Genomic DNA, 12240 nt, shown 5'->3' on the forward strand with positions numbered 1-12240 from the left:
GGTTAAATTTATTTAGGATATTTATTATGGGTATAATACAAGATATAACAAACATATTTAAAACAAAACCTAAAAAGGAGCAAGATAAAGCAGCTGTAGATAGACGAGAAAAACAAGATGCTCTACATAAGGCTTTTAGTGATATTCAACAACAAAGATTACATGGCATAATTTCCACACTTAAGGAACTATCAACGAATGAAGAAATAAAAGCTAATTTAAAGCAAACTAGACATTATAAAGAATTTGAAGAAAAAGTAACTGATATTATTGAAACTTACAACAGAAAATTAGATCATATAGATCCTAGTATAAAAGAATCTCAAAAATTAACTGTTTTGCCTATAGTAGAAGCAAAGCTAAAAGAACTAGATAAATGGTGTGAAGAACCTACAAAAACAGATAAAACTCTTATTTGGAAAAATATTGGTAATGTTATAAAGCACAGTTTAAAAGCTATCAAAAATATAGGTAATAAAGGATATACTGACGAAATTGAGAAAGTGCGTTATTATATGAAAGCAGTAAAAAATGCTAAACAAAATACCAAAGAAGCTAAAGAAGAAGTACGAGGTGCTACCAAACCTTTAACAGCTAAATCTACAACAAAAAAACTTCTAGAAAGTAATCTCCAACCTAAAAAAACTAAGCCTAAAAGCAAAACTAAACAAAGAGGTTAGTAAAAACTTTTTGGGTCGATATCTATTTTTATGTGACAAAAGGATGGGATTTTAATCAGCTCTAACCAAAATTTTAAATATTTTTGCAGATTAAATTTTTTATCAGCAATAATAAGTATTCGAAAGCGATATTTACCAGCAAGTTTTGACATTAACGAGCTTGCTGGTCCTAAAATTTTCACCTGTGCTTCTGGAGCAATTCGTACCATGTTCTTAGCAACCTCTAAAATTTTATGCTCATTTGTGCCGGATAAAATTACTGATGCCATTTTTGAGAATGGCGGCATATCAGCAGCTTTCCGCACTTCTAACTCATTGACGAAAAAGTTATCTTCCCGCTCATCTTTAATATAACTAAAAATAATATTATCAGGATAATAGCTTTGTAAATATACCATACCTTTAGAGTTTCCACGCCCTGCTCTACCCCCTACTTGATGAAGCAACTGAAAAGCCCTCTCACTTGATCTAAGATCAGCATGATTACTTCCAAGGTCGGCATCGACTACCCCAACTAAAGTAAGATTTGGAAAATGATAACCTTTTGTTATCATTTGTGTTCCTATTAATATATCAATTTCTAGATTTTCCATTTGATGTAGAAGCTGAGCTATCTTTTCTGGATTTTTAACATGATCCTTACTTATTACAGCAATTTTACTATTTGGAAAAAGCGTTTTTGCCTCTTCCTCTATCCTTTCTATTCCAGGACCACAAATAGCTAGAGATTCATCTTCTAAGCATTCAGGGCAAGAGTTAAAAATCTTACTTTGATAACCACAATGATGACATTCAAGCTTTTTAGAGCTTTTATGCACTACCATCCAACTAGAGCAATATTTACAAGTAAATTTATGACCACAAGATTTACATAGCATTAAAGGGGCATAGCCTCTTCTATTAAGGAATAAAAGCGTTTGCTCTTTGTTTTCTAGATTATTCTTGATGGCTTTTATTAGAATATTAGACAAGTAACAATTTTTAGGTAGCTCTTCCTTTGTCATATCAATCATTTCAATATTCGGTAAAACAGCGTTTTTATATCTACTACTTAAGTTAATTACACTATATTTTCCTATATTTGCATTATACATTGTCTCAATAGAGGGCGTTGCCGAACATAAAACTATTTGTGCTTTATCAAACGTACTTCTAACTATAGCAGTATCTCTTGCATTATATAACACACCATCATCTTGCTTATAAGAATCGTCATGCTCTTCATCAATAACTATTAACCCAAGGTTTTTAAAAGGCAAAAATAAGCTACTCCTAGCCCCAATTACTATCTTAACTTTATCCTCTAATATACCTCTTAAAATCATTTTCTTTTGAGCTTTTGTAACGCTCGAATTCCATATTATAGGATCAAACCCAAAACGCTCCTTAAAACGATTAATAATTTGCGTGCTTAGTGCTATTTCTGGAAGCATCACAAGTGCTTGCTTACCTTTCGCTAAATATTCTGCTATTAGATAAAAATAAACTTCTGTTTTACCTGAACCAGTAACACCTTTAATAAGAATTGGTTTATTGCTATCGTTTAACATTTGTAACGCCTGTTTTTGCTCTTCTGATAAATCAGGCAACGTAAAATTATTATTTATTTTCTGTTCTTTAACTTTAATTGGCTTTTCGGCTATATCTACTGGTAATACTAATTTAGCTATACTACCAAGCTCAGCCATATAGTAATTACTCATCCATTTAATTAAGTCTAAAACTTCTGAAGTTATAGTTAAATTTAACGGTACTTTTTCTTTTATAGTTTTTAACTTTTTTACCTCAGGAACATTAGAAAATTCCCATACTATGCCGGTTAATTCCTTATTTCTAAAAGGCACTACAACAAGATCACCTATATTTAATGATAAATCTTCAGGGATTAAGTAATCTAGAGGAAATAATTTTACTGCTGATAATAATATCTTCGCTATTTGCATATATAATTTGTTTTATATAATTTTTTTTATTATATACTAAACTAATAAATTATAAAAACATCGATGAAAAAAATTATCATAGCAATTTCTGGAGCTTCAGGGGCAATATATGGGATTCGTTTGCTTGAAGTATTAAAAGAACAAAATATAGAGACTCATTTAGTTATTTCAGATGGAGCCGCTCTTACTATAAAAGCTGAAACTGAATATTCTATAGAAAAAGTAAAAGCTCTTGCAAATCATCACTATAGCAATAAAGATATAGGAGCTGCTATTGCAAGTGGTTCGTTTAAAACTTCTGGCATGATAATAGCACCATGCAGTATGAGGACTTTAGCTAGCGTTGCTCATGCAATGGAAGATAATTTAATTACTAGAGCAGCAGGAGTAGTATTAAAAGATAAAAGAAAGCTCGTTTTAATGACTCGCGAAACACCTCTGCATATAGGACATATTGAAAATATGCTGAAAGTAGCAAATTATGGCGGAATTATAGCACCACCAATTCCGGCTTTTTATAGCAAACCTAAAGAGATAGATGATATAGTAAACCACTCTATCGCTAGAGTTTTAGACCTTTTCGATATCGAAACTAATCTGATTAAAAGATGGAGTGGGCTTTAAGTGAAAATTAGTTAGTACTATTATTGTTTTTGGTATAATATATAATTTTATGAATAGATGATATACATATGGTAAATAGTGCAAAAATAGCCAAGGGTGGTAAAATTTCTATACCGGCTTCATATAGAAAACAATTACATTTAAAAGAAGGTGATAAAGTAGTATTTATTCTTAAAGAAAATGAGATGATAATTTCTCCATTAAGCATAGCATTAAAAAAATCTCGTAATATTATTAATAAATATTACTCTCCTGAAGAAAGTTTAGTAGATAAATTAATTACTGAACGTAGAAATGAAGCAAAAAATGAGTAGTGTAATATTTGATGCCTCTGCTCTTTTGGCTCTAATAAAAAACGAGCCTACTAATCTAAAGCTTGAAACATTCTTAGGTAATATATGCATGTCTTCTGTTAATATTTCTGAGGTAGCCAGTATTTTATTAGATAAAATATCCTATCAAGAATGTAAAGATATTATAGAACCATTAATTAATTCTATTATTGCATTTGATCAAGAACAATCTTTCCTTGCAGCAAATATTAAAAAACAAACTAAACATTTAGGTTTATCACTTGGAGATCGTGCATGTATTGCTTTAGGCTTAGCTACAGGCTATCCTGTATATACAGCTGATAAAGCCTGGGCTAAGCTACAAGTGAATTGTAAAATTATACTTATTCGTTAATCAATAAAAAACATATCTAAAAACAACAATGGCACGTAATAAAACAAACAACGATAAAAATATAGCTAACGATGAAGCAAGTACTGTATTAGCAAGAGTTTTACCTTCAAATGTTCAAGCAGAACAAATGTTGCTTGGAGCAATTTTAACTAATAATGAATTGCTAAATTATGTATCAGAATTTTTACGCAGTGAGCATTTTTTTGAACCTATTCACCAAAAAATCTATAATGGAATTGAAGTAATTACCGAGAAAGGTTTAATAGCTACCCCTATAACATTACGTAGTATGCTAGCAAATGATGAGCTTTTTCATGAAATGGAGGGAGCTGAATATTTAGCAAAATTAGTCACTATGTCAATGATGGTAATTAATCCTATTGACTATGGTAAAATAATATATGATTTAGCAATAAAACGTTATTTAATAAATATCGGTGAAGAAGTAGTAAACGACGCATATAATTCTTCTTTAGAGTTTGAAGCAAAAGAACAAATTGAACGAGCCGAATCTAAGCTTTATGATTTAGCTAGTGAAGGGATAAATGAAAAAAGCTTTACCAAAATTGCTATACCCATTTCAGAGTCGATTGCTAGTATAAACAGAGCAATGAAAAATAACGATCATGTAATAGGTATATCTACTGGCTTAATTGATTTAGATAGTAAATTATTTGGTTTTCATAATTCTGATCTTGTAATTCTTGCAGGACGTCCTGCAATGGGTAAAACAGCCTTTGCTTTAAATCTAGCCTTAAATGCTTGCAATAATATGCTTATTAAAAATAAGCGTGATAATGAAGAGGTGCAATCTGTGGGATTTTTCTCTCTAGAAATGTCCTCAGAGCAGCTTACAACACGTTTGCTTTCAATGAGTGCAGGAATTGACTCTACTACTCTTCGTACGGGAATGATTAATGAAGCAAATTATAATCGTCTTCGCAAAGAAGCCATAGCTTTATCAGAATTATCATTTTTTATTGATGATACTCCTGCCTTAACTATTTCAGCTATAAGAACACGTGCTAGAAGAATGAAACGCAAGCATAATTTAGGTATATTATTTGTCGATTATTTACAATTAATTAGAGGTGTAAGTAAATCCGATAATAGGGTTAATGAAGTTTCAGAAATCACCCAAGGTTTAAAAGCTATAGCAAAAGAATTAAATATTCCTGTCATTGCATTATCTCAGCTATCAAGAGCCGTAGAGCTTCGTGAGGATAAAAGACCTATGCTATCCGATCTTAGAGAATCAGGAAGTATTGAACAAGATGCCGATATAGTTATGTTTATTTACCGAGAAGAATATTATCTAAGCAGAAAAGAGCCAGCAGCAAGCGATCCTAAACATGCCGAAAAATATGCCGAATGGCAAGATAATATGAGTAAAGCACATAATATTACCGATATTATAATTGCAAAACACCGTAGTGGTCCTGTTGGTAATGTTCAACTTTTCTATGACAGTCAATATTCTAAATTTGTTAATCTAGAAACAAAATATCCAGTGCATCCGAGATAATAGTTGTATAAAACTTAGGACCATCTAGTGTTTGACCGAGCTATATATACTGCTAATAAATGAAGAGTTGGATAGACGAAGTTTTATTTGGAAAAGAGCAAGGCGGCTTGAAGCTGATAACCGCAGCGTACAAAAAGTATGTGAGGATTATCAGCAAAAGACTTTGTCGCCAATTTTTCAAATAAAACGAATATACTTATAAAATACCGATAATCGTATTAGTAAGTTCATATCCCATAATAAATATTCCGATAATTACTGATATAAAAATTAAATATTTCTTTTTTAGTTCAGGATAATAAAAATTTTTTATTTTTGCTTTATATAATAAGTAAGCAGGCAATAAAATTGCAATTATTACCAGTATCATACCGGCGAACCCTAAAACTGTAATAAAAGCATTAGGAATTAGTATTGTTACAATATAAGCTGGTAATATAGTAGTAGAAGCAGCTATTATATCACGAATCCTTGAATTACACTTTAGGTTTGAAAAACTTACTTTAAGAGAATCACATAGACCTACACCTACACCAATTACTGAGGTAGCTATAGCCAAAGTAGAAATTATCCACACTAGCAATTGTACGGACTGCCATTTTGCTATACTGCTTAATTCTTTAACTAACTCTCCTACTTCAACATTGCCTACAACCATCTGTTGATAAAATACCGGATTTTCATGATGTATTACAGTAAGAACGCTACATGTCCAAATTATATATACTATTGCTGGAATTAAAGTACCAAATAAGAATGCTAATTTTAATGTTCTAGCATTTTTATTACAGTAATTAGTTAAAGTATGAAAAATTACTTGGAAACCAAAAGAAGTAAAAACTACAGGCGTTATTTCACTCCATACTAATATTTCTTTATATCTTGATGAAAATAATGGTAAATTGTACCATTTAATCATAGCAATAAGTCCTATAATTAAAATTGCTATTACTATAAGTATCCCAATAAATAACAAACGATTTATATAATCTATTAACTTTAACGGTAGCAATAATACTAAAATAGATATAACGGCATACCATGCTCCTATATAAACTATACTTATATCTAAGGATAATAAGTTTTGTATTATTGACGAACCTCCATATATAAAAACTGCCAGTAAAGCGTATAAAAGAATTTTAAGATTCACCATACCGATAATTTCAGCAATACGTCCTGAAAAATATCTTCCAAGTCTTCCTAGTGCTAAACCTTTACCGGCTTGAAGGTTAAGTTCCAAATTAATTAAGGAAGTATAATACATTAGAAACCAAATTATAAACATTAATATTATACTAGGTATTAAACCTATTTTTGCTAATACCATAGGCAGGGCTATCATACCGCTACCTATACAAGTACCTACAATTAATAAAATTGAACCGATAAGTTTTTCCATATTTTTAATTAAGGCTTATAATTAAGAAGAATTATATATAGACTAGTTGAAATTTAGAAGCAATAATATTCGCAAGAATAATAATGAGAAAAATAAAAAATTTTCATGGATGGCTTTTATACGTAATTTTCTTGCAATGACGATTTTGAAGACTAACTACGCATGACTCCTTTTTTTATCACTATTTTTGGCTTAGGTTTTGCTTTTACTTTATTGTTAGAAGCAAGTGTGACTTTAGGTTTGGCAGATGCTACGTTAAAGTGCTGATCTAATAACCCGATCATTTTCTGATCACGAGATCCAGCACTTCTACCACCTGTAACAACTGCGATTAATGATTTACCGTTTCTTGAGGCAGTAGTAACTAAATTATATCCTGCTGGAGTATGAAAACCTGTTTTCATACCTTCAGCTCCTGCATAATTTTTAGTAATCTTATTATGACCATTTATTACATTACCACGAAACACAAAACTAGTTTTAGAAAATAACGGATAATATTTAGGGAATTTTTGTTTAATCGCTAAAGTAAGCTTAGCCATATCTCGTGCTGTAGTTTGCTGTAATGGGTCATGCCAACCTGAAGCATTTTTAAAATAAGTATTTTTCATTCCAAGCTGCTTGGCTTTAATATTCATTAAGTGAGCAAAGTCTTTTTCAGAAAGTCTAATATTTTCAGCAACCGTAACAGCAGCATCATTTGCTGATTTAACAATTAGCATATTGATTGCTTCTCTAGTTGTTATAGTATCCCCAGCCCTTAAACCAATTTTACAGGGAGGCATTTTTGCTGCTTTTGCCGATACAAGAAGCTTTTTATCTAAAGATAATTTACCTAATTCAATTAACTCAAACATCACATATAAAGTCATTAACTTAGTTAAAGAGGCGGGATAAATTCGGATTTGAGAATTATGAGCGTGCAAAACTTTACCGGTTTTTGCATCAATTACTAAGCTGGTTTGAACGGGAATAGGAACTTTAGAAGAATTTTTTACAGCCTTTTTTGCTTCACTTACTTGGGTAAGTAAAGAAATGATAACAAAAATGTAAGGCAATAAAATTTTTCTAAACATCTTAATATAGATAAAATATTATTCGAGTTTGGTCAAGATGAAATTATAGTGCTATACGTCATAACTGTGTCATCCCGTGGCAGCATTATTGCATAGATTAAAAAATGTTCTATACTACACGTTAACCTTTTTATTAAGATACATTAATATAAATAAAGCAGGCAAGGCTAAAATGATAGTAAAGATGAAAAAGCCATTCCAGCCTAGCATATTTACAAGTTTACCAGCATAAATAGTGACAGTATTGTTACATAAACTGCTCGCAGCGGTAAAAAGTGCATATTGCGTTGCTGAGTATTTTTTATTACATAAATAGCTTATATATCCAACTAAAGCAGTAGTACCCATAGCGGCAGCAAAATTTTCTATAGTAATAGTAATTAATAAAGCTCCAAAAGAAGGAGGTTGACCATTGAGCCAAATAAACGCAAAATGTGTTATGCTTTGGAGAATGCCGGTAATAATTAAGCCTTTAAAATTATTAAACCTATACATCACTATACCACCGACAAAGCCACCAACTAAGGTTGCAATCAGACCATATAGCTTAACAATTACTGCTATTTCTGATTTAGTATAACCAAGTTCTATATAAAAAGGCGATGCAATAGATAAAAGCATCGAATCACCAAGTTTAAAAAATATTACAGCAAACAAAATAGTTATAGCAAATTCTCTTTTAAAAAAATCTTTAAAAGGACTAATTACTGTATGAATCCAAGAAGCGATAGAAGTAAATTTTATCTTCTCTCTTACTAATTCTTTTTCCTTTACTGTTATTATAAAAATAGTAGAGACGGCAAATATTATACCTATAACAAAGAAAGTTAATTGCCAGTTATCGTTAGTTATTTCAGCAAAATATAAAGCCCAGCCACCTGTAATCAGCATACCGATTCTATAACCAAATACCGCTGTTGCACTAGCTATGCCTTGGGTTTCTTCTTCAAACTTATCGATACGAAGAGCATCAACAGCAATGTCAAATGTGCTTGATAAAAACCCCAAAGCTATGGTTAGAAAATATAAAGCAGTTAAAGAAGCAGCAGGATTTTCTCTTCCCATAGCTATCAATACTAAAGCCATCAAACTGCTGCATAATATAAGCCAGCCTTTTCTATGTCCCCATCTGCTTAAAAAAGGCACTTTAAAATTATCAATTAGAGGAGACCAAAATACTTTTAAGGAATAAGATAATTTCGCTATTCCAAAAGTAGTGATAACTGCGATATCTACACCTGACTCTTTTAACCAAACCGAAATAGTAGTAAAAATTATAGCTAATGGCATCCCACTAACTATTCCTAAGATTAATATTTCGAATAAGCGATAGTCTTTAAATATTCTAGTGATAAGCATGTTAATTTTTCTGATTGTATGTCATCACAACTTGATAAGACACAAGTTGACATTAAAATAGTTAATAAAAATTAATATTTATAAACTACTTATTCTTTTAGTCAAGCGTTTCCCTCAGCTCTTTATTATACAAAGCATAATATTCACCCTTATTATCAAGCAGCTGCTTGTGATTTCCTTGTTCACAAACCGCACCATTTTTCATCACAATTATATTATCAAGGTCAGTAATACTACTTAAGCGATGGGTAATAATTAAAGTAGTTTTTCCTTTGCGTAACTTCTTTAGAGATTCTAGAATTTTCTGCTCAGAAGATTGATCTAAGCTGCTTGTTGCTTCATCCCAAATTAGAATAGGTGCATCTTTTAAGAAAGCTCTGGCAATCGATAAACGTTGACGCTGACCCCCTGAAAGAGTTGTCCCTTGCACACCTATTTGTGTATCATAACCATTTGGCAACTGCATGATAAACTCATGTGCATCAGCATATTGTGCTGCCTTAATTATTTCTTCCTGTGTAGCATTAGGTTGACTATATGCTATATTCTCGGCAACGCTAGTATCAAATAAATGTGTATCTTGTGTAACTAAAGCAATTTGGCTGCGTAGAGAAGTAAGCTTAATATCTTTAATATCATAAGTATTAATTAAAATTCTTCCTTCTGTGGGATCATAAAAACGTGCTAACAAATTGCTGAGTGAAGTTTTACCACTACCAGAACGCCCGACAAAGGCAATCATCTTATTAGGTTTTAACTTTAAATCTATATGTTTTATAGCTAACTTACTTTCAAAACTTAAAGCTAATTTCTCAAAAGTAATTTGTGCATCAGATAAATCGATTTCCTTAGAATTACTATGATCTTTAATTAAAGGTTCGGTATCCAAAATACTAAATACCCTTTTAGCTGCTGCAATCCCCTCTTGTAGATTAATATTCAACGATACTAAACTTTTAAATGGTCTATAAGCTGCAGCAAAAGAAGCTAAAAAAGCAAATAATGCACCTGGGGTAGTTTTTCCATCAAGTACTAAGGTACCCCCATACCATACCATACCACCAACTGCAATACCGCTTAACCCCTCCATAATCGGTGAAACTAACGCATCTAATTTAGATGTTTTTTTGTAATATTCTAAAATATTATTAATAATTAATACTGCTCTTTTACTTTCTATTTTTTCACCGACAAAAGATTTAATAATTTTAATTGATTGAAAGGCTTCATCAAGCTTAGAGGTATAATGCCCGAGCTCTTCTTGTGATCGTGCAAATATTCTTCTTATCCTTCTACCCATCTTTTGTACCGGATAAACAGCAAGCGGAAAAACAAGGAAAACCACACAAGATAATAGCGGTTCTAAATTAAACATCGTTATTATTAAACATACTACAGTTAGAAAATGTTTAGCACATCCGACGAGTAAATTAGAAACAGCACCACGCATTAAAGAAATGTCGTTAGTAAAGCGGGATATAAGACGTCCTGAAGATTGCTTTTGAATAAAAGAAATATCGGCAAATAACAAATGCTCATACATTTTTATCTGCAAATCGTTTAATACTCTCTGCCCGACAAATTTTATTAGATAATTCTGATAATATTCCGAAATTCCTTTGACAAAGAAAGTTACGATAAGCACTATCGGCATTATAACAAGCATTCTTCTATCATGCGTTAAAAAAATCTTATCAATAATAGGTCTAACCGCATGTACTATAATTGCCGTACAAATTGCTGCGACAGCCATACAAAATATTGCTACATATATCTTAGTTGCATAAGGTTTAATATGATTTTTTATCAACCTTTTAATTATATAAAAAGCTTGGTAGTCATTATCTAAATTATTATTCATTGTCGTTAAAAATATTAAATTGGTGAGTAGGACTAGTTGGCAGTGGAATTTTTAAATGCTCAAAAGCGGTAGCTGTTATCACCCTGCCCCGTGGTGTTCTTTGTAGTAAACCTATCTGTATTAGATAAGGCTCTATGGTTTCCTCAAGTGCATCACGCTGCTCGGAAAGAGCGGCGGCAATTGTCTCAATCCCGACAGGTCCACCATTATAATTATCTGCTATAAATTTGAGATAACGATAATCGTTGCTATCAAGCCCAATAATATCAACCTCCAAGCGGTTTAAACCAAAATTAGCTATTTCTTTATCTATTTCTAATTGATTATTAACCGCTGCAAAATCTCTTATACGGCGTAGCAATCTTAAGGCAATTCTTGGCGTTCCTCTACTTCTTCTTGCTATTTCTTCTGAACCTGAATCAGTCAAATCAATATCAAGCAATTTACTTGCTCTGTTTAAAACCTTTTTCAGCTCTTCGGTATTATAGAAATTCAAACGCATAGGAATACCAAACCTATCACGTAACGGATTACTAAGTAACCCAAGACGGGTAGTAGCACCTATAAGCGTAAATTGCGGCAAGTTTATTTTTACCGATCTTGCAGCAGGACCTTCACCGATAATTATATCAAGCTCAAAATCTTCCATAGCCGGATATAAAACCTCTTCAACCGAAGTATTTAAACGATGAATCTCATCAATAAATAATACATCATTTTTTTCAAGATTGGTGAGAATAGCGGCTAAATCTGCTGCTTTAAGTATGGCAGGACCGGAGGTAGATTTGAAATTACCACCTATCTCATTAGAAATAATCTTGGCAAGTGTAGTCTTACCAAGCCCAGGTGGACCATAAAATAAAGTATGATCAAGATGTTCGCCACGAGATTTAGCTGCCCTAATAAATACAGAAAGGTTTTCCTTAATCTGTTGCTGTCCAACAAATTCTTGCAAATATGACGGTCTTAGCGGCAATTCTTGATCATTTTGACTTTTTTCAGGGGATAATATGCTTGTCATCACATAATTAAATTATACATAATAACTAAATAATAGCGGAAAAACAATTTTTTGCTATATCT

Annotated in this window: 9 protein-coding genes and 2 pseudogenes; 5 read left to right on the forward strand and 6 right to left on the reverse strand. The window is 31.8% G+C overall.

Going from position 1 to position 12240, the window contains the following annotated elements:
• Window positions 1–26: 26 nt before the first annotated feature.
• Complete coding sequence (locus tag RBE_RS07580) at window positions 27–680, forward strand: hypothetical protein (protein WP_011477586.1); 654 nt, start codon at window positions 27–29, stop codon at window positions 678–680.
• Here the strand turns inward: RBE_RS07580 and RBE_RS04795 are convergent.
• Window positions 677–2623: a primosomal protein N' gene (locus RBE_RS04795; RefSeq protein WP_011477587.1), complete on the reverse strand. Its 1947-nt coding sequence runs from the start codon at window positions 2621–2623 to the stop codon at window positions 677–679. The genes RBE_RS07580 and RBE_RS04795 overlap by 4 nt on opposite strands.
• 63 nt (window positions 2624–2686) lie before the next feature.
• On the opposite strand from RBE_RS04795, the gene RBE_RS04800 reads away from it, so the two are divergent.
• The 4 genes and pseudogenes from RBE_RS04800 to RBE_RS04815 all read left to right on the forward strand — a co-directional run bounded on the left by RBE_RS04800 (window position 2687) and on the right by RBE_RS04815 (window position 5459).
• Complete coding sequence (locus RBE_RS04800; RefSeq protein WP_011477588.1) at window positions 2687–3247, forward strand: UbiX family flavin prenyltransferase; 561 nt, start codon at window positions 2687–2689, stop codon at window positions 3245–3247.
• Window positions 3248–3315: 68 nt separating this feature from the next.
• A pseudogene (locus RBE_RS09630) lies at window positions 3316–3438 on the forward strand (AbrB/MazE/SpoVT family DNA-binding domain-containing protein); the annotation flags it as partial.
• A gap of 115 nt (window positions 3439–3553) precedes the next feature.
• Window positions 3554–3934, forward strand: coding sequence for a type II toxin-antitoxin system VapC family toxin (locus RBE_RS04810; protein WP_041804875.1), 381 nt, complete (start codon window positions 3554–3556; stop codon window positions 3932–3934).
• A gap of 28 nt (window positions 3935–3962) precedes the next feature.
• Complete coding sequence (locus RBE_RS04815) at window positions 3963–5459, forward strand: replicative DNA helicase (RefSeq protein ID WP_011477591.1); 1497 nt, start codon at window positions 3963–3965, stop codon at window positions 5457–5459.
• A 298-nt stretch (window positions 5460–5757) separates the two neighbouring features.
• Here RBE_RS04815 and RBE_RS08010 read toward each other — a convergent pair.
• The 5 genes and pseudogenes from RBE_RS08010 to ruvB form a co-directional block, all read right to left on the reverse strand.
• Window positions 5758–6861: pseudogene (locus RBE_RS08010) on the reverse strand (amino acid permease); the annotation flags it as partial.
• A 152-nt stretch (window positions 6862–7013) separates the two neighbouring features.
• Entirely contained in the window at window positions 7014–7937 is a 924-nt protein-coding gene (locus RBE_RS04825) for a D-alanyl-D-alanine carboxypeptidase family protein (protein ID WP_011477593.1), read from the reverse strand.
• Window positions 7938–8051: 114 nt separating this feature from the next.
• Window positions 8052–9296 (reverse strand): AmpG family muropeptide MFS transporter, encoded by a 1245-nt coding sequence (locus tag RBE_RS04830; RefSeq protein WP_011477594.1) that lies wholly within the window; start codon window positions 9294–9296, stop codon window positions 8052–8054.
• A gap of 97 nt (window positions 9297–9393) precedes the next feature.
• A complete protein-coding gene (locus RBE_RS04835) occupies window positions 9394–11157 on the reverse strand; it encodes an ABC transporter ATP-binding protein (RefSeq protein ID WP_011477595.1) in 1764 nt (587 codons plus the stop codon).
• The gene (gene ruvB, locus RBE_RS04840) at window positions 11150–12178 is read right to left on the reverse strand and encodes a Holliday junction branch migration DNA helicase RuvB (protein WP_011477596.1); all 1029 of its coding nucleotides are present in this window, start codon (window positions 12176–12178) and stop codon (window positions 11150–11152) included. The genes RBE_RS04835 and ruvB overlap by 8 nt, the downstream gene beginning before the upstream one ends.
• Window positions 12179–12240 lie beyond the last annotated feature (62 nt).

The organism is Rickettsia bellii RML369-C (assembly GCF_000012385.1).
GTDB lineage: Bacteria > Pseudomonadota > Alphaproteobacteria > Rickettsiales > Rickettsiaceae > Rickettsia > Rickettsia bellii.